This is a genomic window from Kosakonia radicincitans DSM 16656 (assembly GCF_000280495.2).
GTDB lineage: Bacteria > Pseudomonadota > Gammaproteobacteria > Enterobacterales > Enterobacteriaceae > Kosakonia > Kosakonia radicincitans.
Genome location: NZ_CP018016.1, coordinates 4,285,745 through 4,307,947, shown reverse-complemented (window position 1 = coordinate 4,307,947; position 22,203 = coordinate 4,285,745). Strand labels below are relative to the sequence as shown.

The following is a 22,203-nucleotide window of genomic DNA, read 5'->3' as shown; positions in this document are numbered from 1 at the left end:
TTAACAACGCTCTCAATGGGGGCCCTGTTGGTTCTCCCGCAACGCTACTCTGTTCACCAGGTCAGGTCCGGAAGGAAGCAGCCAGGGCAGACGACGTGTGTGCCGGGATGTAGCTGGCAGGGCCCCCACCCATTTCTGCTTTTGAAGTTCGTTCCGTTTATCTCTTTACATCTTCAGCACACCAGCGGTTGCGCAGCCTGTTTGAAACTGCTTATCGTGCTTGTTAAATACCCTTACTTCATTATCCGTAATGCCGATTTTCCCCATGACGTCAATACCAAACAACTGTGCTGAAAAGGCGACCATGCTGCGCATCTGGCAAAAATAAGTGATTCTAATTTATAGATACCTTCTACTGTATTTGTTAGCGGCGATGTGGAATTATTTAACTCTTGTTTTGTGCGGTCTATTAACCACTGAGTAAAATTGGTGACAAGCTCTGGTTAGCGTCTTGTTCTAAGGGTAGTTAGAAATAACCATTAACCAGGGTATTTTTTATATAACACCATTTTTCCCCTTGTGTAACGTATTTATACGATCTTTACCTGACCTCTGTTATTAATTTATATCCTCTATGAAATAGTGCTCCGGGTGAAGTATGTTCAGGTTGCATGCTTTGGCATACTGCATCGCCGTGTAGAAAAATAAATACACGGATACTTTCCTCCATAACGAAAACTATTATGAATATATAATTCAAGAGAATGTCCATGTTATCGGTGCAGCTAATAATGTCATTTTTGCTTATGTGTAGCGTGCGTAAATACAATGCCTAAAAATATATTCATAATGGGGTTCTGTCTACCCGTCCGATAAGTAAAACTGGTTTCTGGATGCTTTATTCTATTAACGCGTTGGTCATTTTTTTTATGAGCAACTCCGTGAATTTTTTCACGACAGGCTCTCGTTGTGATAAGAAAACAATTTTACGCCTGGGGTTGAAATGGTTGAGTCTGATATACTTCAGCCGGGTATCATTTTTATCCAGGGCAGAAAAATAGGGGAAAAAGGATACATAATCAGACATCGAAATTCGCCAGCGCAATGTTTCAATGTTCATGCCTACGGAGCCTATCTCCGCAAAAAGCCCATATTGATCGCAAAAGCTCATGATCGGATCGTGCAGATTATTTCCATATTCCGGGACCAGAATCTTCAGCTTTTTCAGCTCTGCTTGTTCTAATGATTCTGAAAGTGCATATTGATGTCTGGCTCCGACGCCAATGATCAGTGGTTCATCGAATGATGCGCATTCAAAAAAATCAGAATTTCTGGGCTGTTTGTCCATTATCGCGCACTCCAGAGCACCTGTTTTCATCATTGAAAAGAGTTTCTCCGGGTCGGCTTCATTAAACTGCAGCTCGATTTTCGATGGGAAGTTATCGCAAAGTTCAACTGCATATTTAAATATGTTTGTTGAGACTGATGGCATAATCCCTATACGTATGTTTTGTATACCATACATATGTGGTTTTGATGCCATCTCCCGTAATCGTTCGAGTTCTTTGAGTATCACATGTGTCTGTTTTACCACCCTGATACCCATCGTTGTAAATTTAACTCTTTTATTTGAACGATCCAGCAAGGGCGCGCCAAGCTCTTGTTCTAGCTTTTTCAATTGAATACTCAGCGTTGATTGCGTTACGTTGCACTCGTCTGCTGCATGCTGAAAATGATTGTACTTTGCCAGTGCTGCCAGGTACTCTAAAGATCGACTATTCATTCTGGTTACCACTCTACCTTATCATTTTGTGATGTTCTTTTTTGCTAATAAAAAAAGATACAACCGTTGACAAAAAGCAATTTGGATTTTGCTTCACGACAGAAGAAATGCTTCAGATTGAGAGATTAATCCCGTTAGTAACACGATCATTTATTGATGTTATCTATAATCTTATCTCCATTTTGAATATACCCGGTAAAATTTATATTAAAGTGGCAAGGCGAAAAACCTAAGATCCTGGTATGATCTTTCAATAACAGGGACGCGTAATATAACACTGATATTTTAAATGACAAGCGTAAATGTAATTGAAAAATTCTATTGAGTTTTTTGATTTAAAGAAAACTTATATGGAATAAGATATGTGAACAATAGGGTGTGTTCAGAATGAATATTTATATATCTTATCAAAGACGTGCGATGATACATACTCTCAATCGATTGCTCTCCAATTTAAAAATCCTATCGTGGTTCTGTGATAAGTGTTTTTTTGGGAATGGCATGCATAATAATTATTATGGAATATTTAAATCTACTATCTTACAAAAAATCTATAGAGTTTATCAATTGATATTGTGATGTATATGTGGTGAACTCATCTTCGTTACTGGCTTGAAATATTTTGGCTTATATTATTGTTTTATCTTCGTCAGTATATTAATGAGAAAAAGTCTGGTTTTATATGCTAACGAATCTTTGCTGTCAGGTCATTTTTAATCAACATAACCATGAGGTGATTAGGTGGAGGTTTTGAATTCAATAGCCGAGGAAATAAAAGAAAAAATATTCTGGATGGTAGAAGAAGATAATGTTGATGTTAACCTGGTTGTAATCGATAATGACAGCATTAAAATACGCGTGTCTTTGACGAAAGGTGCCTCTCAACCTGCAATCGAGCGTATCGATATTAATATCAAAAAACTACGTGCAGAGAGTAGCTGAAACATTTCCATTCCTGTGTAGTTGCCAGCGATAGTGATCTAATGCAGGAGGAAATGACTCTCCTGCATACCTTTCTACGGTTTTATCTGCCATATAATGGTGGGGTAGGGAACGCTGAGATGATGAATGTTGGTCAGCGGATTAATGATCAACGGTGTTAAACGCTTCTTTTTGCCTTGAATACCATTCAGTAAATAATTGTGTTCTGCACATAATTCTAAACTCCAGTAATGAATTGCATTCTAACTTTGAAAAAAGGCGGCGCCTGGCAAGGTAAATCGTTTTTATATTGACACCCAACCAGTCGGAAACCGTTGCCTCTGAATAGCCTTCCATATAGGAATGAATCACCGCCATTTCGCGCTCATTGATGCAGCAGTCTGTTTTTAGCGTACTTGATGGTCCCTTGCCGTTTGATATGCGTTTAACTAAATTTTTAAAACCCTTCGCGGTGATGTTCGCTTCACAGCGGTATATTTTGTTGATGTCTGGCAGGAATTTCTGGTAGTTTTTCTCGCAGAGCATAACGCATATCGTATCACCGACTTGATCGAAATTGATTGAATAGTAATTATGACAGTCGAAAACCAGGATAGATGAACTCAGTTCACCCAGATTATACATTTTTTGTATAATCTGTTTTATACCTTCAGCAAGGTAAGTATTATTAATTCTGACGATGTATTCAAAATTACCCCTGGGTTCATAATTCATAAGGATCTTTACTCTCTGCGGATATAATGAGTTTTCCACTCAATCTCTGGCATACCAGTGCAGTGCTCTATAAATAATTATGTGTTATTAACGAGCAAGCAGGTTAGCTATGGCGTCATGTGCAATCTGTGTCATTAATTTTAAGCGCGTAAAGTACAGCGGATGTTGTTCCTGCCCTGCGTTTTCGCAAGCCAGTGTTTTTGATATCTATCCGCTTGTATATTGCATAAAAAACAGATGATGACGTAGTACACCCTCAAAATCAAATTACAAAAACAATAAATAAAGCCTGATTTATTGATGGCATGAAAGCAATTGAGCGATAAGGCGATTAAACATTTCAGGACTAACGGAAATATCAGAAGAGTGTTTGCAACGGCAGAAAGTCTCCCCGTCTGTTCGGGCACATGCCACGGTGCCGTGACATGTGTATTGAACGTTTCCGGCATTACACCATGCTGCGTTTTACCGGGGGATGCGAATAGTTGAGCGCGAGCCACAGGGGTTTGATGCGCAGTAATGCGTTCTCGAGTTCGGTTAATTCCAGTGAAAAGGGCATTCGTAAATAGCGGTCAAAAGCGCCGGAAAGACCAAAACGTGTTCCCGCACCGAGGTGAATACCGATAGTTTCCGCACGGGCGGCAAACTGAGTCGCCAGCATATCGGGCAGTTCTACCCAGTAGGAGAGGCCGCCCTGCGGTGTCTGAAAGCGCCATTCCGGAAAATGCTCGCGCATTAACGCGGCGCAATCATCACGGCGGCTGGCGAGCATTTGTCGACGGCCGGGCAAAAATGCTTCTGCGTTTTGCACTAGCCACAGCGTTGCCAGTTGCTCCAGTAACGGGGAACCCAGATCCAGCGTGTCACGGGTCTGGGCGAGAGCGGCAATTGTGCGCGTTGAGGCGCGGATCCATCCCAGGCGTAAGCCACCCCAGAAACTTTTCCCCGCCGAACCGAGTGTGATCACGTTTCCAGCAGGATCAAAGGCCGCCAGCGGCGGCGGTGGCGGCGCGTCGTACCACAAATCCACCATCGTTTCATCGACCACCAGCGCCGTGCGCGTGCGCGCCGCGATGGCGGCGATGGCTTCGCGAGTGGCGATATCCATACAGCGTCCGGTTGGATTGTGAAAATCGGGCATCAGATAGGCCAGACGCGGCGCGGTCTGTGCCAGCGTGGCGGCAAACCCATCACAATCCCAGCCGGTTTGTGGCAGCGATACGCCAACGGGCCTGCATGACGCCCCCTGGATCGCGGCAATCGCCAGCGGGTAGGTTGGGTGATCGACCACCACGCGATCGCCCGGACCGGTTAGCATGCGCAGTACCAGCGCCAGTCCGCTGACGGCACCATTCACCACCATCACTTCATCGGCGTGAGTTGGCAGCCCGCGCTCGGTATAACGTGCGGCAATGGCTTCACGTAGTGGCAGCAAGCCGAGCTGACCGTAGCCGGTTCGCGTGAGGTAGTGGGGGATCATGCTCAGCGCGTGGGTATAGGCCTGGTGGATCTCCGGCCCGGCGCTCAACGCCGCCGTTGAGAGATCCAGTGCCGTACCGGCTGTTGCGAGCGTTGGAACGCTACGGCTATCAGGCAGAATCACCCGCGATCCGCTACCGTGGCGGCTCTCCAGATAACCCTCATCGCGCAAGTGCGCCAGCGCACTGGCAACGGTGGTGCGGCTGATTTCCAGCGTTGAGGCCAGTTCACGCTCGCCGGGCAGACGTGTGCCCAGCGCCAGCCTGCCATCAAGAATCAGCAAACGCAGGGCATCGGCAAGCTGACGCCATAGCGGCATGCGGGACTCGGGTTGTTGCCAGTGCCCTAACAGGCGCTGCAAAGATTGGCTACCAAAGCGACGGGATGACATATGCAGTCCACTATATGAAAACTGGACATTAATCATAATGCCATTTGCGGAGAAGATGGAAGCATGAACAACCGGAGAACAAAAATGCTACGTCGATTACTGCAACTCTATATTGGTTTGGTCCTGTACGGTGTTTCTACCGCGATGTTTGTCCGCGCGGATTTGGGCGCCGATCCGTGGAATGTTTTCCACCTTGGGGTGGCGAAACTGCTGTCGATGGATATCGGTACGGTGATGATCGCCACCGGCGCGCTGGTATTGTTGTTCTGGATCCCGCTGCGTCAGCGTCCGGGTCTGGGAACCATCAGCAATGTGATCGTGCTTGGGCTTGCCGCCGATGCTGCGCTGGCGTTGATGCCGCCGCTGGAGACACTCCTGGCGCGCAGCGTAATGCTGGTGGCGGCGGTAATTGTCAATGCGCTGGCGACCGGAATGTATATTGGTGCCGGGTTTGGCGCAGGCCCGCGTGATGGCCTGATGACCGGGATCCATGCCCGCACAGGCTGGTCAGTGCGCAGTATCCGTACGGCGATTGAGATTTCAGTCTTGCTGGCAGGCTGCCTGTTGGGCGGCACATTTGGCGTCGGCACGGTATTTTACGCGCTCAGTATTGGCCCGCTGATTCAGCTTTGTCTGCCGTGGTTTCGTCAGAAACCGACGCTAAGCGTGGCGCCGCAAACTGAACCGGTAGCCTGATTTTTCGTTAATATAGCGAAAAATCCCCTGATCTGGCGGAGCGTCTGCAATACTTGCTTCTCTCAGGAAGAAAAGGAGCGATCACCTGTGACGACACCAGAGCTTCAAACGGCACGTCTAATTCTCAAACCGCTGGCATCGGAAGATGCCACGCAAATTCAGCGCATTTTCCCTCGCTGGGAGATTGTCCGTTATCTGGTTGCCAGCGTTCCCTGGCCCTATCCGGATGATGCGGCGCAGAACTATGTCGACAATGTTGCGCTGGAGGCAACGCGCGCGGGGAAAGGCTGGTTCTGGACGTTGCGACGTAAAGAGAATGCCGATGAACTCATGGGCGTGATCTGCCTGATGGATACGCCGGACAATAACCGGGGATTCTGGCTGGCTCCGGAGTGGCAAGGGCAGGGGTATATGACGGAAGCCTGCCATGCGGTAACGGATTTTTGGTTTAACGTGCTTGAACGCGATGTACTGCGCGCGCCCAAAGCTGTCGCAAACGATCGTTCGAAGCGACTTTCTCAACGCAGCGGTATGCGCTTAGTTCGCCTGCAAAAAGGTGAGTATGTTTCCGGGGAGCTGGAGACGGAGTTGTGGGAGATAACCCGCGAAAAATGGAACCAACTGCATCACTGAAACCCGTCGGCGTGCGCGCTGGCGGGTTTTATTCCCGCGATTAGCATTATATTTTTTCGTTTTAAATTATAGTGTCATTTAATTGAAATATTATCTTCATTTTTCTGTCATAAATATAAGGCAGATTATTTATGGGGATTTTTCGCCCTGTTATAATTTTGAAATATAAATCTGGATCGGTTTCATAAGTTCGTGTATTAATTAGCATGTTTATTCACACAAGAAGGGATAATCATGGCCAGTGCAGTATTAAACGTCAAAATTGATGAAGCGCTAAAAGAGAAATTGCGTCATTACGCAGAAGTAAATAGTGAAAATTTAAGCACGGCGACAGAAAAACTGCTGCTGCTGGCGTTCGAAGCAGCGGAAGAGGCGGGAGTCTCGGAAGATGATATTGACAACCAGCACACGGAAGAAGAGAGTGCAACTCCGTTCACTCCTAAAGAGATCAAAGCATTACGTAAACTCCTGAAGAAGAAAAAATGAACCAACAACTGCTATCAACCGCCAGTAACTACGGCGAAGCCTGTGCGATGTTGCGCTCAGGCTTTGTAAAACAAGTACGACTGGACTGGAATATCGGAAGTGATGAGTTTTTTCGTATCGCATCGGACTGGTGTGACGCTGGCGCGAAAATCAAAAAAGAGGGAAACAGTTTTATTATTTCAATAAAAGGATTTCCTATTCCTCGCCAGCAGTAATCTTGTTGTCATGAAACCGTCATTTAAATTGCATTAAAAACTGTGATGATTGTTTCATAATAACTCTACAGAACCATCTCAAAACACATTACGGATGATGTTTCCGGCGAGCCTTGTGGTTCGCCGATATTTCTTTTTGTCTCGCGCAATATATTTTGTGCCGATTGTCTTAGTTCCTGGTATTTTTCACGAAGCGCTCACAGGCAGATCCGGGCAAAACGGGTATACTAATGATCCCTTTGCTGCCAGGAACGCCATGAAAACTATCACACTTTACGACGTTGCCAGCTATGCAGGCGTCTCTTACCAGACCGTATCCCGGGTGATCAATGATGCGGCCCATGTTTCCGTTCGTACCCGTGAAAAGGTGCTCGCCGCAATGGCCGCGCTGCACTATGTTCCCAATCGAGGCGCTCAGCAACTTGCGGGCAAACGCAGCAGAGCGCTGGGACTACTGACTACCGATCTGGCGCTGCATGCGCCGTCACAAATTGCCTCGGCGGTGAAATCCCGCGCCGGTCTTGCCTCCACGAGCGTCATTATTTCGATGCTTGAGCAGCATGACGCCGCCAGTTGTAGCGCGGCATTGCAGGAACTGCTGGCACAGCGTGTGGAAGGCGTGCTTATTAATGTTCCGCTGGAAGATGCGTTGGCGCAGCAGTTGGCGGCGCAGGCGCAACCGACGCCGGTATTGTTTCTGGATGTCAGTGATAAGGCAGCCGTTAACAGTCTGGTGTTTGATGCGGAGCAGGGCGCGCGCCTGGGTGTGGAACATGTGCTGTCGCAAGGCCACCAGCGCATTGCTCTGCTGGGCGGGCCGCAGAGTTCAGTTTCAGCCCGCGCCCGTTTTAGCGGCTGGCTGGCGGCGTTAGCACAGGAGAAACTGACCCCCTGCGCCAGCGAGTATGGGGACTGGAGCGCCGCATCGGGGTATGAAAAAGCCCATCTGCTGCTGGCGGGTCCCCGGCTGCCGCAGGCGATTCTGGTGGCTAACGATCAGATGGCGCTCGGCGTGATGCGCGCCTGTGCTGAGAAGGGCATTGATGTGCCGGGGCAGATTTCAGTGGTGGGGTACGACGACACGGCGGACAGCGCCTGGTTTTCTCCGCCGCTGACCACGGTGCGCCAGGCGTTCAAAGAAGCGGGCGAGCGTAGCGTGGACTGGCTGCTTAATCCGCCCGACAGGGAATTGACCCTCAGTCAGATTCGGCTACCCGTCACGTTGATCGAACGTCTGTCTACGGCTCCGGCGCGCGAACGGCAGATCCGTAGCGGTGAAACTCTTGCCCGGCAACTGAGTGAACTGGCACAGCAGGTTGCCATGCTGGATCGGCGCTAATGCTTTTGTGATCCTCTTCGCTTTCAGCCGATCGCGGACTTTACCTGCGATTAAAAATACGCCATTGTCTCTTTAATTGTGAGCGCTTCGCAAAAAGAGGTTTTATGTCTGTTACCGCATTAAGTTCGCTGGTTTCCCGCCACGACTGGGAAAACCCGGCGATTACCCACTGGCACCGTTTACCGGCTCATGCGCCCATGCGTAGCTGGCGTGATGAAAATGCGGCGCGCGATGATGCCGCTTCACCTGCGCGGCGCCTGCTCAATGGCGAATGGCGCTTCAGCCTGTTTGGCTCGCCGGAAGCCGTACCGGAACGCTGGATAACAGAGGATTGCACCGATGCGGTGGCGATGCCGGTGCCATCGAACTGGCAGATGCAGGGATTTGATACGCCCATTTATACCAATGTTACCTATCCGATTCCGGTGACGCCTCCGTTTGTTCCGCAACAAAACCCGACGGGTTGTTACTCGCTCACATTTACAATGGAAGAAGGCGCGCTGGCGCAGGGGCAGACGCGGATTGTTTTTGATGGTGTCAATGCGGCGTTTTATCTTTGGTGTAACGGCCAATGGATCGGCTATTCGCAGGACAGCCGCCTGCCCGCCGAGTTTGACGTCAGTCAGGCGCTAAAAGCGGGGGAAAACCGGCTGGCGGTGATGGTGCTGCGCTGGTGCGATGGCAGCTATCTGGAAGACCAGGATATGTGGCGGATGAGCGGGATTTTTCGCGATGTCTCCCTGCAACACAAACCGCAGACGCATATTGCCGATTTCCACTATGTCAGCGAGCTGAATGCGGACCTGACCCACGCGCAATTACAGGTTAACGTGCAACTGGCCGGGGCGTTTGCAGCGTGTCGCGTTGCCGTTGCCCTGTGGCGCGGCGGAGAAAAAATCGCCGCCGCTCAGCAGTCGCCGGGCAGCGCCGTGGTGGATGAGCGCGGCGCGTGGGCAGAACGCCTGTGCGTGACGCTGCCGGTTGCCGCGCCCGCGCTGTGGAGTGCGGAAACACCGAACCTCTATCGCCTGACATTAACCTTGCTCGATGCACAAGGAAACGTACTGGAAGCGGAAGCCTGCGACGTGGGTTTCCGCAAAGTGGAAATCCGTCATGGTTTGCTGCTGCTTAACGGCAAACCGCTGTTGATTCGTGGTGTAAACCGTCACGAGCACCATCCGGAAAACGGACAGGCCATTGATGAAGCCACCATGCGGCGCGACATTGAGCTGATGAAACAGCACAACTTCAATGCCGTGCGCTGTTCTCACTATCCGAACCATCCGCTGTGGTATCGCTTGTGCGATCGGTACGGCTTATACGTCGTGGATGAAGCCAATATTGAAACCCACGGCATGGTGCCGATGAGCCGCCTGGCGGACGATCCGGGTTGGCTGCCAGCCATGAGCGAACGTGTGACGCGCATGGTACAGCGCGATCGCAACCATCCGTCGATCATTATCTGGTCGCTGGGCAACGAATCTGGTCATGGCGCGAACCACGATGCGCTGTATCGCTGGCTGAAAACGACCGATCCGACGCGTCCGGTGCAGTATGAAGGCGGCGGCGCGAACACGGCGGCCACCGATATTGTCTGCCCGATGTATGCCCGCGTTGACCAGGATCAGCCCTTTCCGGCTGTGCCGAAGTGGTCGATTAAAAAATGGATCGGTTTGCCCGGCGAAAATCGCCCGCTCATTCTTTGCGAATACGCACATGCGATGGGCAACAGCTTTGGTGGTTTTGCCAAGTACTGGGAAGCGTTCCGCGCTTTCCCGCGTTTGCAGGGCGGTTTTGTCTGGGACTGGGTTGACCAGGCATTAACCAAAATCGGTGATGATGGGCAACCATTCTGGGCTTACGGCGGCGATTTTGGCGATATGCCGAATGACCGCCAGTTCTGTATGAATGGACTGGTATTTCCCGATCGCACGCCGCATCCGGCGCTGTATGAAGCGCAGCGCGCGCAGCAATTTTTCCAGTTCAGCCTGCTTAGCACCACGCCTCTGGTACTGGAAGTTGAGAGCGAATATCTGTTCCGCGCCACTGATAATGAATACCTGCGCTGGTCTGTCGCCCGCGATGGAGATGTACTGGCGCAGGGAGAAATCACGCTGGATATTGCGCCGCAAGGCAAGCAGCGTATTGAGCTGAACATACCCGCGCTGGAGGCCGCGCCCGGTGATGTCTGGTTGAATGTGGATGTTTTCCAGCGTGCGGCGACGCACTGGTCGGCGGCGGATCATCGCTGCGCCTGGGATCAGTGGCGTCTGCCCGCGCCGTTGTATATCACTCCGCGCGTAGTGCAGAACTCGCGCCCGACATTGCAGTCCAACGAGCAGGAATTTGTCATCACGCATCAGTCGCAGCGCTGGCACTTCTGTCGCCGCAGCGGCAACCTGCAACAGTGGTGGCGCGATGAGCAGCCGACGCTGCTGACTCCGCTGAGCGATTGTTTTGCCCGTGCGCCGCTGGATAACGACATTGGTATCAGCGAGGTGACACGCATCGATCCCAACGCGTGGGTGGAACGCTGGAAAGCGGCAGGCATGTACGATCTGTCGGCTGAACTGCTTTATTGTGACGTTGAAGAGCGCAGCACCGGGATTGTGGTGAGTACCGGTCAGCGCTGGCTGGGTGCAGGGAAAACCGCGTTTATCAGCCATAAATGCTGGCGAATTGATGGTGACGGCGCACTGCATGGCGATGTCACGGTACAGGTGGCGCGAGATATTCCGCCGCCTGCACGGGTGGGGCTGGTCTGCCAACTGGCGGAGCGGCATCCGCAGGTAAGCTGGCTGGGGCTGGGGCCGCATGAAAACTACCCGGATCGCCAGCTGGCGGCGCGTCAGGGACGGTGGACGCAGCCGCTGTCGGCGCTGCACACGCCCTATATTTTCCCCGGCGAAAATGGGCTGCGCTGCAACACGCGCGCATTGTGGTTCGGTGCGCACCAGTGGCAGGGGGATTTCCATTTTTCCCTCGGCTGCTACAGCGATGAGCAACTGCGGGAAACCACGCACCATCACTTATTGCGCGAAGAAGCCGGTTGCTGGCTGCATCTCGATGCCTTCCACATGGGCGTTGGCGGCGATGACTCCTGGAGCCCGAGCGTGTCGCCGGAGTTTATCCTGCGAGATGAGACGGTGCGTTACGCCTTTTGCTGGCGGCAGAACTAAACTTATCGGGTCTGATGTAGTGGGGCTGTCCCGCTGCGCAGTCATGTGGGGGCCGATGCATGAAATATGTCGATGGTTTTGTGGTCGCAGTGCCAGAGGATGAAAAAGAGGCTTATTGCCAGCTCGCGGCGAAAGCGGCACCGATCTTCAAAGAGTTCGGCGCAACGCGCATTGTCGAATGTTGGGCTGACGACGTACCGGATGGCAAACTCACCGATTTTCGCATGGCGGTAAAAGCTGAAGACCACGAAGCGGTCGTCTTCAGCTGGATTGAATACCCGTCCAAAGAGGTACGCGATGCGGCGAATCAAAAAATGATGACCGATCCCCGCATGCGCGAACTGGGCAATGCGATGCCTTTTGACGGTAAGCGCATGATATACGGAGGCTTTGTGCCAGTGCTTGATGAGTAATGTGACACTCAGGAGACTTTGGTGAAGAGCGCTTTACGCTCAAGCACATCGCCATCGGTACGGAACACGCCGTCGCCGGTGTAATGCAGCGTCTGCGGCCACGTTGGTTCGCGGTTTACCCGCGCTGCAACCACTTCAAAAATAAAGAAGTTGTAGGTATCCACCATTGCGTCGTCATAAAGGCGGCATTCGAACTGGCCGTAGCACTCTTTAATGGATGGCGCGGTCACGTGTTCGCTTTTTTCTGCCGTCAGGCCAAATTGAGCAAACTTATCGACCTCATCGCCCGTACAGTTGCCAATGCGAGAAACGGTGTCGATCATGCTGGCTTCAGGCAGGTTAATTACGGACTCTCCGCTTTGTCGGATGCGTTCGAAGCTGGCATTGCCACCGGAAATCATGCAGCCGACCAGCGAAGGGGAAAACTCCAGAATCGTGTGCCAGCCTAAGGTCATAATATTATTCCGCCCTTGCCAGTGGCTGCTCAGCAGTACCACCGGGCCAGGCTCCAGCCAGTGCCGGACATCGTGCAGCGGCCAGGATTGCTTTTTCATTGTGCTTCCTCCGCGTTGTTAAAACCCTTTTAACAGTAGCAGAGCGCTTTCTCATGAAGGTTATTTTCCGCCCAGCGAATAAACTCCTCCGCCGGTAGCGCTTTGCTGTAAAGCCAGCCTTGCCCATATTCCACGCCACACTGTTTCAGCCACTGCAACTGAGCTTCGGTTTCGATACCTTCGGCAACCATCGCCAGCTTTAAGGCTTTTGCCATCTCGATAATGTGCGGCGTCACGGTTTTGTGCTCCAGCGCATCGACAAACGATTTATCGATTTTAATGATATCGACGTCGAGGTTTTGCAGGTAGCTCAGGCTGCAATAACCCGTACCGAAATCGTCAATGTAGATCGCATGGCCTGCGGCGCGCAGCGTGTTGATCGCCGGGCCGCTGACGACCGGATCGGCAAAACCCCGCTCGGTTAGTTCTAAGGCGATTTGCGACGGCGAAAGCTGCCAGCGCTGTAGTAATTCCGCGAGTAGAGCCGGCAGGCCCGGATCCAGCAGATCGGTGGGTTCCAGATTGACAGAGATATGCTGCTCTGGGTGTTGCTGCAGCCATGGCCCCATATCGGCAAACACATTTTCAATCATCAGCCTGGTCAACTGCGGCATCAGGCCGCTGTGTACCGCGAGCGGGATAAAAATATCCGGCGACAGAAAAGTGCCGTCCTTTTGCTGCCAGCGCGCCAGCGCCTCGGCTCCAACGATACGCCCGCTTTCCAGCGCCATAATCGGCTGGTAATGCGCCATGATTTCACGGCGATGGATGGCCTCCTGCAACTGATAGTGCGGCGATTGCAGACGACGCAGCACTCTGAGTAAAACAAAGGCGAGCAATAAACTCATCAGCAAACTGAACGGCACCCAGATAGTCAATAAACGATGCCAGTTGTTTTCCAGCGGCGTGTCCGGCATCCAGGTTACGGTGGCCAGCCCCTGGCTGGCATCGTATTTAATGTGGTAGGTTGATTCCCGGAAATGCTCTGTCGTTTGCGCGCGTTGCGCTATCTGCTCGAGCACGGTGCGGGGGATCTCCGTACTACCCGCAATGACTTGCCGGGTGCTGGTATTGACCAGCGAGAAGTGCAGCGGAAGCGAGCCGTAAGAGAGGATATCGATAAACGACTGGGGATCGACCATCACGACATAATGCTCATTACCGATGGCAATCATGTTCCGCGATAAACCCAAATCATTGTGACGCGTAAGCCAGACGCGAAAGCCATCTGCGGTAATTTTCTTTGGCGGCGGGAAGGGCGATGTCGAGGTGCCGCTTTGCAACGATGAGCAGCGCGGCTGAAGATCGTCAACGTATAAAACTTCCTGCACATAGCGATGGGCGTAAGAAGCGCGTTGCATCTCCAGCAGATGTTCGGCGGTACAAACCGGGCCTCGCCAGTTTTCCAGTTGCCGGAGCGCGGCTTTACTTTCGTTAACGACACGCAGTGTGCGCATATCCGCCAGCTTTGAATAGCTTTCAAGCTGATCCATAAACGTTTCTTTAGCCTGGCGATGGGTCATCCAGATACTCAGCCCTGGCGGGAGGATCAGCGCGAGCGCCAGAATCGCGATAATAAGAGTTACCAGCCGTCGATTAGTCATGATCAAAAATCCCTCTTTGATACTGATAAACATAGCGTATCTTTCACCCGCAAATGTTATATCACGCGGCAGCAATTGTTTTCTTTCAGGATGAGCAGGGGTGAGGAAAAAAGAGTCTGCGGTGCAGGTTAGCTAAGAAATTTTTACCAAACAAGAAGGGATAAACGGCGCCTCTTTCCTGGTTTTCAGGGCAAAGAAACGCCGGAACAGCTTATCGACGGTGTGCCAGTCGGCGAACCAGGCGATCACCCACCATTTGCACGCCCTGTACCATCACCACCAGGATAATCACAGTGCCGAACATGACCTGGTTGTTAAAGCGTTGGTAGCCGTAACGAATGGCTAAATCGCCCAGCCCGCCACCGCCAATTACGCCCGCCATTGATGAGAAGCCAATCAGCATCACCACCGTTAAGGTAATCCCGGCCAGCAGCGTGGGAAGCGCTTCCGGCAACAGCGCTTTGGTAATCACATGCCAGAGGTTACCGCCCATGGATAAAATAGCTTCAATGCGTCCGTAATCCACTTCGTCGAGTGCGGTTTCCGTCAGGCGCGCGAAGAAGGGAAATGCGCCAATAGTCACCGGCACGACGGCGGCGGTACTGCCGAGCGTGGTTCCTATAAGTAACCGGGTAAATGGGATCAGCGCAATCAACAGCACAATAAATGGCAGCGAGCGGCCAATGTTGATAATCGTACCGAGCAGCGCATTCAGCTTTGGCATCGGCGCTAAGCCATTACTGCGGGAAATAAACAGCAGTACACCCAGCGGCAGACCAATCAGCACGGTAAAGAGTGCCGACAGGCCGACCATATAAATGGTTTCCAGCGAGCCGTTTAACAGCAGCGGCCAGAGATCCTCCCAGCTCATGCGACCCCACATAACGGCCTCCCGGTAAAACCATGACGAGCAAGAAATGCCTGCTCTGCCTGCGGATCGTGCAGCAGCGCCTGGCGCAGTCGCGACCACGGAGCAACCAGCAAATCAGCGATTTTCCCGCTCTCTATGACTTCGCCATTTTCCAGCAGCGCCGCGTGATCGCACAGCGTTTTGACCACTTCCAGTTCATGGGTGATCAACACAATGGTGAGTTGCAGTTTTTGGTTGATGTCTGCCAGTAACTCCAGCACTGACGCGGTAGTTTCCGGATCCAGCGCACTGGTGGCTTCGTCGCACAGCAGCACATCCGGGTGTGCCGCCAGCGCTCTGGCAATGCCGACACGCTGCTTTTGTCCGCCGGAAAGCTGTGACGGGAAGGCGTGCGCTTTTTCGCTTAATCCCACCAGCCACAGCAGTTCTTCTACGCGCGCCTGACGCTGGTCTTTCGCTACACCGGCGATTTCCAGCGGCACGGCGACATTATCGGCGACCGTACGCGCATGCAGTAAATTGAAGTGCTGGAAAATCATGCCGGTGCGCAGCCGATGTTCGCGAAGCCCTGTCTTATTCAGTTGGGTGATGTCATTACCGTTCACGATAATACGGCCCGCAGTGGGCCGCTCCAGCAGATTAAGGCAACGGATTAGCGTACTTTTCCCTGCGCCGCTGCGCCCGAGGATGCCGTAAATCGCGCCTTTCGGTACGTTCAGCGACACCTCTTTTAACGCCGGTCGGCCTGCTCCAGCGTAGATTTTACTCAGCCCTTCAATCTCAATCATGACTGCGGCGCAACCGGGATCACGGAACCGTTATATTGCTTGCGGATAAACTCCGCGACCTGCGGTGAGGTCAGATCTTTGGCCAGTTCTTTGATGCGCGGATCGTTGGCCAATTGCGGGTTGGTGACCAGAATATTGGCATAAGGGTTGTGCTTCGCACTCTCCAGACCGAGCGCATCTTTCGCCGGGCTCAGCCCTGCTTCCAGCGCGTAGTTGCCGTTGATTACCGCCAGATCGACATCATCCAGCGAGCGCGGGATTTGCGGCGATTCAATTTCCAGGATCTGCAAATGTTTCGGGTTCTGGGCGATGTCTTTCGGCGTCGCCAGGGTGGTGGCCGGATCGGTGAACTTGCTGTCGAGTTTGATCAATCCCTGGGCTTGCAGCAGGAACAGGGCGCGGCTCAGGTTAGTGGCATTATTCGGCACGGCCACTTTGGCGTTATTCGGCAGCGATTTGAAATCCTTGTATTTATGTGAATAGATGCCGAGCGGTTCAATGTGTACCGTCGCGGCAACAGCAAAAGTCTTGCCCAGCGCCTTTTCCTGATCCTTCAAGTAAGGCACATGCTGGAAGTAGTTGGCATCGACATCGCCGTTCGCCAGCAGCTCGTTAGCATTGGCGCCGTTGGTTAATTCAACCACTTTCAGATCCAGTTTCGGATCGATCTTTTTGATGTAATTGAGGATCTCCGCGTGCGGTACCGGGTCGGCGGCGACGCGCAGTGCTTCAGCCTGGGCGGAAGTCCATACCAGAGAAAGAGACAGTGCTACCCCTGCCAGAGTAAAAGCGGCATGTTTCATGATGTGTGTTCCTGTGTTGTTATGGTCAGACGATCAATTGTTCAGTGCGTTCGCGCAGCACATCGCGGTAATAACGTTCCGCCACATCCGGATGGGAGCGCAGGCGGCCTTTCAGGTAGTTCCAGCCGACGTCGCGCAGCAGCGGATTGTGCGGATCGCTCTCCGGCCCGCGCGCCTCTTGCGCCAGCTTCGGCGGTAGGGTGTACAACGGCACCACCGCATCGAGCTGGGCGCCGAGGAAGAAAGCAATCGACAAACGCTGCTGTTCCGCAGGGGGCGAAACCACGCGGTGAACGGTGGCGCGCAGATAGCCATTGGTGGCCAGTTCCAGCAGTTCGCCAATGTTGACGACAAAACTGCCCGCCAGCGGCGCGGCATCGATCCAGTGGCCTGGTTCGACTTCTACTTGCAGCCCTTTTTGCTCGTCCTGCAGCAGAAAACTGAGAAAGCCGGAATCCTTATGGGCGCCAACGCCTTGCGCGCTCCGGGTCGAGTGCTGGCCAGGGTAGCGGATCAGCTTGATATGCTCGTTCGGTTTATCGCCATACAGCGCGTCAAAGGCGTCCGCAGGCAGTTGCAGTGCTTCGGCAAACGCCCGCAGCAGTGTGATGGCCATACCGGTCATCGCCTTCTGCCAGGCGAGCAGGGCGGGTTTCAGCGTTGGCAAGGCTTGCGGCCAAAGATTCGGGCCTTGTAAGCGTCGCCAGCCGGGATCGCTGTCGCTGAGCAGTAGCGCCGGGCGTTCCGCGCCAATATCGAACTGCTCGCGCCAGTCCGGTTGCCCGCGGGTTATCTCTGAAGCGGCGCGGTTATAGCCACGAAAATGGGGGGAGTGGATCATCGCCACTTGCTGTTTTTGCTCATCAGTCAGGGCGAAAAAACGTCGGGATTCTTGCTGGACGGCGTGTTGCAGTGCGTCATCGACGCCGTGGTTAATCAGGTAGAAGAAACCGATATCGCGCGCAGCGTGGCGCAGATCGGCAAGAAAGCGTTCGCGCTCAGCGCCGTGCGTATAGCGGGAAAGATCGAGGATCGGTAACGTCGTTGCGTTCATTGTGTTCTCCGAAAGCAGTCAATAATCGTGTTCTGGTCAGGTTCAGGGTTCGGGGACAACAACAGCGCATTTTCTTTTTCCTCTTCGTCAGGTGTGATCACAGCTTGCCTGAGGGGCACCAATTCAACCAATAACGTTCTTTTCTAATTTATGTCCGCGCAGGATCACGTGCTTTTGCGAAAAACGCATAACGCGGATCGCTTGAAATGGAGAAATAACTTCGATAGACTTTTGTTATGTTATAACAAAACAGATGAGTGAATTATGAAAGCTGATATCCATCCTCACTATCGTACCGTGGTATTCCACGACACCAGCGCCAACGAGTATTTCAAAGTGGGTTCAACCATTAAAACGGAACGCGAAATCGAACTGGAAGGCGTGAACTATCCGTACGTCACCATCGACGTTTCGTCTGCGTCGCATCCTTATTACACCGGTAAACAAAAAGTGATTGCTAACGAAGGCAGCGCGGCACGTTTCCAGCAACGTTACGGTCGCTTTTTTAGCGATAAAAAGGAGTAAGTGATGCAGGTACTGAATTCATTGCGCAGTGCGAAACAACGCCACCCTGACTGCCAGATTGTCCGGCGCAAGGGGCGTTTATATGTGATCTGTAAATCCAATCCGCGTTTCAAAGCGGTGCAAGGCAAAAAGAAAAAACGTTAAGCGCGAAGTGATGCCAGGGAGTGACGCTGCTTGCCATCGGCCGTGAAGTTGTCGGCGGCAAGCCAGCGTTGCAGCGCGCGATCAATCTGCGGCCATTCCCCGTCAATAATTGAAAACCAGTCGGTATCGCGATTATGGCCTTTGAGCACCAGCGCCTGGCGAAAGCGGCCTTCATACTGAAAACCGAGACGCAGCGCCGCCTGGCGTGACGGCTCATTCAGACTGTTACACTTCCACTCGTAGCGCCGGTATCCCAGCGTTGTAAAGGCATAGTTCATCAATAACCATTGCGCTTCTGTCGAGGCGGGTGTACGGGTCAGCAACGGCGAGAAATGTACGCTTCCCACTTCCATGACACCGTTTTTCTCATCAATGCGCATCAGCGCGAGGCTACCAACCGGCTGCGAAGTTTTGTTGTCAATGACGGCAAAGTGTAGTGGATCGTGCAGTGTGCAGATGCTCGCTATCCAGTCGCGAAACGCCGCTTCATCTTTTTCCGGCTCCCGCAGCAGCCACGTCCAGCTCCGGTTATCACCTGCGTGTTGATGCGCCTGAAACAGCGCGCTGGCGTGCTCAGTGCCCAGCGGGTTCAAGACGACAATAACGGCCTTCGAGAGTAACGCGCTGCGGGAAAGGGCGTGGCTGCCAGTCAGGCAGCGCATCGCCGATAGGTTGTTGATATTGATTGAACTGGCTCATTGCGTCTCCTTGTGAATACGGAGGCAGCGTAGCGCTGCGGTGGTTCCATAAAAAGAGCCAGCAGGTTATATTTTTATAGAGCCACGCGGAGAAAATAATGAATATTCCTGAGGATGGACTGTACGCGCTGCTGCGACGGGCGCTGAAGGATCGCGCCAGCCTGACGCGGCAGCGCGCGCTGTATGTGGCGCTGCGCGACGCGGTACGGCAGGGGATGTTGAAGCCCGGCAGTCTGTTGCCGGGATCGCGCGTACTGGCGGAGATGCTGAATATTTCGCGTAATACCGTGAATGCAGCGCTGGAACAACTGGCCGTTGAAGGGTATGTGTTGCGCGATCGCCAGGGAACTCGAGTGGCGAAACTGGCGACAGTTGAGCGAACGGATCCGGCGCCGTCGATAACGCTCGCTAAGCGTGTACAGCAACTGCCGGGCGGCGTTTTACGTCATTCGCCCGCGCTGGCGCTGACGCCGGGCATTCCGGCGGCAAATTACTTCCCGCTGACAGTCTGGCGACGGCTGGCTGAACGCGTGTGGCGCGATGAAGGCAGCCCGTTATTGAATTATGGTGAATCCGCCGGTGAATGGCGTTTACGCGTAGCGATAGCCCGCCATTTGGCGATATCTCGCGGCATTGATTGCGATGCTGAACAGATAGTGATCACCGAAGGCGCGCAGGAAGCGCTGATGCTTTGTGTGCATTTACTTAGCGACGTGGGCGAGCATGCATGGGTGGAAGAGCCGGGTTACGGTGGCGCCAAAAGCGCTTTTCTGGCGGCTGGCCTGGAAGTGGCGGGCATGCAGATCGACGATGAAGGGATGGTGCTGAACTCTGCGGCCCGGCCACCGCGCATGATTTACACCTCGCCGTCACATCAGTATCCGCTGGGCAAGGTGATGAGCGCGGCCCGGCGGCTGGCGCTGCTGGACTATGCCCGGCAAGTGGGAAGCTGGATTGTGGAAGATGATTACGATAGTGAGTTTCGCTATCCGGGCGAGCCCATTCCGGCGATGTCAGGCATGGTGGCGAATCCGCCCGTGGTTTATCTTGGTACTTTTAGTAAAACCTTGTTTCCATCGTTGCGTATCGGTTTTATGGTGATGCCGCCCGCGCTGGCGCAGGCTGCCGGACCGGCAATCGGTAGTTTGTTACGTGGCGGTCATCGTGCCGAGCAACTGACGCTGGCGCGTTTTATTGAAGATGGGCACTACGCACGACATCTCGCCGCGATGCGTCGGCTGTATCGCAAGCGGCAAGCGCACCTGCTGGAAGCCGTTCGCAATGAGCTGCACGTTGCGCATCAGGTTTATGGCGGCGGCGGTGGACTGCACTTAACGCTGGCGATCCCGGGGATTGATGATGAGGCGGTAGCCCTCGCTGCGAGGCAATGGCAACTTGCGCCCCATGCATTAAGCCGTTTTTGGCTGCACAAGCGTGCTGCTTCCAGCGGGCTGGTTCTGGGTTACGGCAATACGTCCGCCAGCCGGTTTACGGCGGCGGTACGTACACTTAACCGATTGATTGAGCAGTTTCGGGACGGGTGAGGGTGAAGACGTCATAAAATGAGAGCTCGCCTTTACGCGCAACCATTTTTTCCAGCCGGGATTTGCTCTCTTCCTCGACCTGCGGGGATTGCAGGATCGCGTTAATCAAACCTGACGGAACAAATCGCGTGTTGTACCACTCGCCGTTATAGCAGACCCGGAAATCGAGCACATCGATATCTTCGTAGTGGTAGCGAGGGTAAACGTCAAAAAAGAAGAAACCATTCAGCACCACGAAGAGCACGATCAATAGCCAGACGGAGCCTGAGAGGGTTTCGGACTGCAGCATCACCGCCAGCGTGGCAAGCCAGGCCAGATACATGCCAACAAACAGGCCGGGGTGTTTGCAAATAAAACTGATGCTGAAGCGCGGGCGGTTATCCCGTTTCTCGCGCTGGTTGATCTCTTCAATCGTTTCGGTGAGCAGCCGCTGTATCTCTGTCATCTTACGCCTTTACTGATACTGTTTTGCAGGTGGACACGCTATTTTAAGTTGCCATTTTGTATGAAAAAAGTAACAGTTTTGCCGCAAAAAACGATAACAGTTAGATGGCTGGCAGGGGTTTGATGATCCGCGCCGGGTTGCCACCGACCACGACATTGGCCGGAACATCTTTCACAACGACCGCACCGGAGGCGATGACGGCGTTATCGCCAATCGTTACGCCCGGGTTGATAATGGCGCGGCCACCAATCCAGACATTGTGACCAATGGTGACAGGTTTTCCATATTCCACGCCGCTGATGCGTTCAGCGGCATCCAGCGGATGCGTTGCGGTATAGATATGAACGCCGGGCGCCAGCATGCAGTTATCGCCGATACGAATTGGACAAACATCGAGCATGACACAGTCGAAATTCGCGTAGAAATTGCGGCCGAGAAAAATATTGTAGCCATAATCGCAGCGAAAATTCGGTTCGATGTAGACCCCATCACTGTGGCCGAGAAGGCTGGAGAGAATGTCTTTACGCTCGGCTTTTTCTTCCGGCGCCGAATGATTGTAACGATGCAGCAACTGCCTGGCTCGCAGACGATCGGCGCGCAAGACTTCGTCTGCCGAAAGATAGGGCAATCCGGCAATCATTTTTTGCTTTTCGTCATTCATCTGATTCGAAGACACTCGTCACGGAATCTGAACGTTCTGTTTGCGTAGAAAAATAGTTAGCAGAATTATCGTACAAATTTCCACACGGAGGAGGGGATTTTGTCATACAGCTTATTCATGGTCAGTTCTGCCAGGCGATGATCGGCTGCTGAATAAAACACCGCGAGTTCCTCATCCGGAAGTTCGTATTTATTTTTTTCAATTACACGTTCAAGGGTATCAATTGTCTGACAACGTCTGAGACGCATCAAATAATCAACTTTTGTTAATGGTTTTTCGGACATACCTTCACCTTAGTGTTG

The 22,203-nt window shown here is 52.7% G+C and carries 24 protein-coding genes, 1 other RNA gene and 1 pseudogene; 12 read left to right on the top strand and 14 right to left on the bottom strand.

All coding sequences use genetic code 11. The annotated features are described in order from the left end of the window. The first annotated feature begins 25 nt into the window (after nt 1-25). Nucleotides 26-122: signal recognition particle sRNA small type (gene ffs / locus Y71_RS20730), an RNA gene on the top strand. 43 nt (nt 123-165) lie between these two features. On the opposite strand, the gene Y71_RS30440 is transcribed toward ffs, so the two are convergent. Further along, on the bottom strand, nt 166-306 hold the full coding sequence (locus tag Y71_RS30440; RefSeq protein ID WP_154066837.1) for a hypothetical protein: 141 nt from the start codon (nt 304-306) through the stop codon (nt 166-168). Nucleotides 307-838: 532 nt separating this feature from the next. After that, nucleotides 839-1,723 carry a LysR family transcriptional regulator gene (locus Y71_RS20725; RefSeq protein WP_007373557.1) on the bottom strand — a complete coding sequence of 295 codons (885 nt, stop codon included), beginning with the start codon at nt 1,721-1,723 and terminating at the stop codon, nt 839-841. A 741-nt stretch (nt 1,724-2,464) separates the two neighbouring features. Here Y71_RS20725 and Y71_RS30130 point away from each other — a divergent pair. Next, complete coding sequence (locus tag Y71_RS30130) at nt 2,465-2,665, top strand: hypothetical protein (protein WP_007373559.1); 201 nt, start codon at nt 2,465-2,467, stop codon at nt 2,663-2,665. 141 nt (nt 2,666-2,806) lie between these two features. Here Y71_RS30130 and Y71_RS20720 read toward each other — a convergent pair whose 3' ends face one another. Further along, on the bottom strand, nt 2,807-3,379 hold the full coding sequence (locus tag Y71_RS20720; protein ID WP_007373560.1) for a helix-turn-helix domain-containing protein: 573 nt from the start codon (nt 3,377-3,379) through the stop codon (nt 2,807-2,809). A gap of 448 nt (nt 3,380-3,827) precedes the next feature. Beyond that, nucleotides 3,828-5,249, bottom strand: coding sequence for a MocR-like transcription factor YczR (yczR, locus tag Y71_RS20715; RefSeq protein WP_081120840.1), 1,422 nt, complete (start codon nt 5,247-5,249; stop codon nt 3,828-3,830). Between the two features lie 84 nt (nt 5,250-5,333). On the opposite strand from yczR, the gene yczE reads away from it, so the two are divergent. The 7 genes from yczE (at nt 5,334) to Y71_RS20680 (ending at nt 12,210) form a co-directional block, all read left to right on the top strand. Further along, complete coding sequence (gene yczE / locus Y71_RS20710) at nt 5,334-5,945, top strand: membrane protein YczE (RefSeq protein WP_007373562.1); 612 nt, start codon at nt 5,334-5,336, stop codon at nt 5,943-5,945. An 87-nt stretch (nt 5,946-6,032) separates the two neighbouring features. Beyond that, entirely contained in the window at nt 6,033-6,578 is a 546-nt protein-coding gene (locus Y71_RS20705) for a GNAT family N-acetyltransferase (RefSeq protein WP_007373563.1), read from the top strand. A gap of 234 nt (nt 6,579-6,812) precedes the next feature. After that, on the top strand, nt 6,813-7,064 hold the full coding sequence (locus Y71_RS20700; RefSeq protein WP_007373564.1) for a hypothetical protein: 252 nt from the start codon (nt 6,813-6,815) through the stop codon (nt 7,062-7,064). Next, the gene (locus Y71_RS20695; RefSeq protein ID WP_007373565.1) at nt 7,061-7,279 is read left to right on the top strand and encodes a hypothetical protein; all 219 of its coding nucleotides are present in this window, start codon (nt 7,061-7,063) and stop codon (nt 7,277-7,279) included. The genes Y71_RS20700 and Y71_RS20695 overlap by 4 nt, the downstream gene beginning before the upstream one ends. A gap of 256 nt (nt 7,280-7,535) precedes the next feature. Beyond that, nucleotides 7,536-8,618, top strand: a complete 1,083-nt coding sequence (locus Y71_RS20690) for a LacI family DNA-binding transcriptional regulator (protein WP_007373566.1) — start codon at nt 7,536-7,538, stop codon at nt 8,616-8,618. 104 nt (nt 8,619-8,722) lie between these two features. After that, nucleotides 8,723-11,797, top strand: coding sequence for a beta-galactosidase (locus Y71_RS20685; protein WP_007373567.1), 3,075 nt, complete (start codon nt 8,723-8,725; stop codon nt 11,795-11,797). Between the two features lie 59 nt (nt 11,798-11,856). After that, entirely contained in the window at nt 11,857-12,210 is a 354-nt protein-coding gene (locus Y71_RS20680) for a DUF1428 domain-containing protein (protein ID WP_007373568.1), read from the top strand. An 8-nt stretch (nt 12,211-12,218) separates the two neighbouring features. On the opposite strand, the gene Y71_RS20675 is transcribed toward Y71_RS20680, so the two are convergent. The 6 genes from Y71_RS20675 to Y71_RS20650 all read right to left on the bottom strand — a co-directional run bounded on the left by Y71_RS20675 (nt 12,219) and on the right by Y71_RS20650 (nt 17,884). Next, entirely contained in the window at nt 12,219-12,764 is a 546-nt protein-coding gene (locus tag Y71_RS20675) for a flavin reductase family protein (RefSeq protein ID WP_007373569.1), read from the bottom strand. Nucleotides 12,765-12,793: 29 nt separating this feature from the next. Continuing rightward, a complete protein-coding gene (locus Y71_RS20670) occupies nt 12,794-14,368 on the bottom strand; it encodes an EAL domain-containing protein (protein WP_079518327.1) in 1,575 nt (524 codons plus the stop codon). A 211-nt stretch (nt 14,369-14,579) separates the two neighbouring features. Next, on the bottom strand, nt 14,580-15,239 hold the full coding sequence (locus tag Y71_RS20665) for a methionine ABC transporter permease (RefSeq protein WP_007373572.1): 660 nt from the start codon (nt 15,237-15,239) through the stop codon (nt 14,580-14,582). After that, the gene (locus Y71_RS20660) at nt 15,236-16,027 is read right to left on the bottom strand and encodes a methionine ABC transporter ATP-binding protein (RefSeq protein ID WP_007373573.1); all 792 of its coding nucleotides are present in this window, start codon (nt 16,025-16,027) and stop codon (nt 15,236-15,238) included. Before Y71_RS20660 ends, Y71_RS20665 begins: the two co-directional genes overlap by 4 nt. Then, nucleotides 16,024-16,830, bottom strand: a complete 807-nt coding sequence (locus Y71_RS20655; protein WP_007373574.1) for a MetQ/NlpA family ABC transporter substrate-binding protein — start codon at nt 16,828-16,830, stop codon at nt 16,024-16,026. Before Y71_RS20655 ends, Y71_RS20660 begins: the two co-directional genes overlap by 4 nt. 25 nt (nt 16,831-16,855) lie before the next feature. Further along, nucleotides 16,856-17,884 carry an isopenicillin N synthase family dioxygenase gene (locus Y71_RS20650; protein WP_007373575.1) on the bottom strand — a complete coding sequence of 343 codons (1,029 nt, stop codon included), beginning with the start codon at nt 17,882-17,884 and terminating at the stop codon, nt 16,856-16,858. A gap of 264 nt (nt 17,885-18,148) precedes the next feature. Between Y71_RS20650 and Y71_RS20645 the strand changes: the two genes are divergently transcribed. Further along, a complete protein-coding gene (locus tag Y71_RS20645; protein WP_007373576.1) occupies nt 18,149-18,409 on the top strand; it encodes a type B 50S ribosomal protein L31 in 261 nt (86 codons plus the stop codon). A gap of 3 nt (nt 18,410-18,412) precedes the next feature. Next, the gene (gene ykgO, locus Y71_RS20640) at nt 18,413-18,553 is read left to right on the top strand and encodes a type B 50S ribosomal protein L36 (protein WP_007373577.1); all 141 of its coding nucleotides are present in this window, start codon (nt 18,413-18,415) and stop codon (nt 18,551-18,553) included. On the opposite strand, the pseudogene Y71_RS20635 reads toward ykgO, so the two are convergent. After that, nucleotides 18,550-19,252 (bottom strand): annotated as a pseudogene (locus Y71_RS20635) (GNAT family N-acetyltransferase). The gene ykgO and the pseudogene Y71_RS20635 overlap by 4 nt on opposite strands. 97 nt (nt 19,253-19,349) lie before the next feature. Between Y71_RS20635 and pdxR the strand changes: the two are divergent. Continuing rightward, nucleotides 19,350-20,795, top strand: coding sequence for a MocR-like pyridoxine biosynthesis transcription factor PdxR (pdxR, locus tag Y71_RS20630; RefSeq protein ID WP_007373580.1), 1,446 nt, complete (start codon nt 19,350-19,352; stop codon nt 20,793-20,795). Here the strand turns inward: pdxR and Y71_RS20625 are convergent. From Y71_RS20625 to hha, 3 genes are all read right to left on the bottom strand, one after another. Further along, nucleotides 20,761-21,240, bottom strand: a complete 480-nt coding sequence (locus Y71_RS20625) for a YlaC family protein (RefSeq protein ID WP_007373581.1) — start codon at nt 21,238-21,240, stop codon at nt 20,761-20,763. The two genes, pdxR and Y71_RS20625, sit on opposite strands and share 35 nt — an antisense overlap. A gap of 100 nt (nt 21,241-21,340) precedes the next feature. Beyond that, nucleotides 21,341-21,901: a maltose O-acetyltransferase gene (maa, locus tag Y71_RS20620; protein WP_007373582.1), complete on the bottom strand. Its 561-nt coding sequence runs from the start codon at nt 21,899-21,901 to the stop codon at nt 21,341-21,343. Nucleotides 21,902-21,966: 65 nt separating this feature from the next. After that, nucleotides 21,967-22,185 carry a hemolysin expression-modulating protein Hha gene (gene hha / locus Y71_RS20615; RefSeq protein ID WP_007373583.1) on the bottom strand — a complete coding sequence of 73 codons (219 nt, stop codon included), beginning with the start codon at nt 22,183-22,185 and terminating at the stop codon, nt 21,967-21,969. Nucleotides 22,186-22,203 lie beyond the last annotated feature (18 nt).

Bases quoted from the DNA above. Each gene is read 5' to 3' on its own strand.
- Y71_RS20660 (WP_007373573.1), bottom strand. From the start codon at position 16,027: ATGATTGAGATTGAAGGGCTGAGTAAAATCTACGCTGGAGCAGGCCGA.
- Y71_RS20725 (WP_007373557.1), bottom strand. From the start codon at position 1,723: ATGAATAGTCGATCTTTAGAGTACCTGGCAGCACTGGCAAAGTACAAT.
- Y71_RS20670 (WP_079518327.1), bottom strand. From the start codon at position 14,368: ATGACTAATCGACGGCTGGTAACTCTTATTATCGCGATTCTGGCGCTC.
- Y71_RS20675 (WP_007373569.1), bottom strand. From the start codon at position 12,764: ATGAAAAAGCAATCCTGGCCGCTGCACGATGTCCGGCACTGGCTGGAG.
- Y71_RS20695 (WP_007373565.1), top strand. From the start codon at position 7,061: ATGAACCAACAACTGCTATCAACCGCCAGTAACTACGGCGAAGCCTGT.
- Y71_RS20685 (WP_007373567.1), top strand. From the start codon at position 8,723: ATGTCTGTTACCGCATTAAGTTCGCTGGTTTCCCGCCACGACTGGGAA.
- Y71_RS20625 (WP_007373581.1), bottom strand. From the start codon at position 21,240: ATGACAGAGATACAGCGGCTGCTCACCGAAACGATTGAAGAGATCAAC.
- yczR (WP_081120840.1), bottom strand. From the start codon at position 5,249: ATGTCATCCCGTCGCTTTGGTAGCCAATCTTTGCAGCGCCTGTTAGGG.
- Y71_RS30440 (WP_154066837.1), bottom strand. From the start codon at position 306: ATGGTCGCCTTTTCAGCACAGTTGTTTGGTATTGACGTCATGGGGAAA.
- yczE (WP_007373562.1), top strand. From the start codon at position 5,334: ATGCTACGTCGATTACTGCAACTCTATATTGGTTTGGTCCTGTACGGT.
- Y71_RS20650 (WP_007373575.1), bottom strand. From the start codon at position 17,884: ATGAACGCAACGACGTTACCGATCCTCGATCTTTCCCGCTATACGCAC.
- maa (WP_007373582.1), bottom strand. From the start codon at position 21,901: ATGAATGACGAAAAGCAAAAAATGATTGCCGGATTGCCCTATCTTTCG.
- hha (WP_007373583.1), bottom strand. From the start codon at position 22,185: ATGTCCGAAAAACCATTAACAAAAGTTGATTATTTGATGCGTCTCAGA.
- ykgO (WP_007373577.1), top strand. From the start codon at position 18,413: ATGCAGGTACTGAATTCATTGCGCAGTGCGAAACAACGCCACCCTGAC.
- Y71_RS20645 (WP_007373576.1), top strand. From the start codon at position 18,149: ATGAAAGCTGATATCCATCCTCACTATCGTACCGTGGTATTCCACGAC.
- Y71_RS20655 (WP_007373574.1), bottom strand. From the start codon at position 16,830: ATGAAACATGCCGCTTTTACTCTGGCAGGGGTAGCACTGTCTCTTTCT.
- Y71_RS20690 (WP_007373566.1), top strand. From the start codon at position 7,536: ATGAAAACTATCACACTTTACGACGTTGCCAGCTATGCAGGCGTCTCT.
- Y71_RS20665 (WP_007373572.1), bottom strand. From the start codon at position 15,239: ATGAGCTGGGAGGATCTCTGGCCGCTGCTGTTAAACGGCTCGCTGGAA.
- pdxR (WP_007373580.1), top strand. From the start codon at position 19,350: ATGAATATTCCTGAGGATGGACTGTACGCGCTGCTGCGACGGGCGCTG.
- Y71_RS20700 (WP_007373564.1), top strand. From the start codon at position 6,813: ATGGCCAGTGCAGTATTAAACGTCAAAATTGATGAAGCGCTAAAAGAG.
- Y71_RS20680 (WP_007373568.1), top strand. From the start codon at position 11,857: ATGAAATATGTCGATGGTTTTGTGGTCGCAGTGCCAGAGGATGAAAAA.
- Y71_RS20720 (WP_007373560.1), bottom strand. From the start codon at position 3,379: ATGAATTATGAACCCAGGGGTAATTTTGAATACATCGTCAGAATTAAT.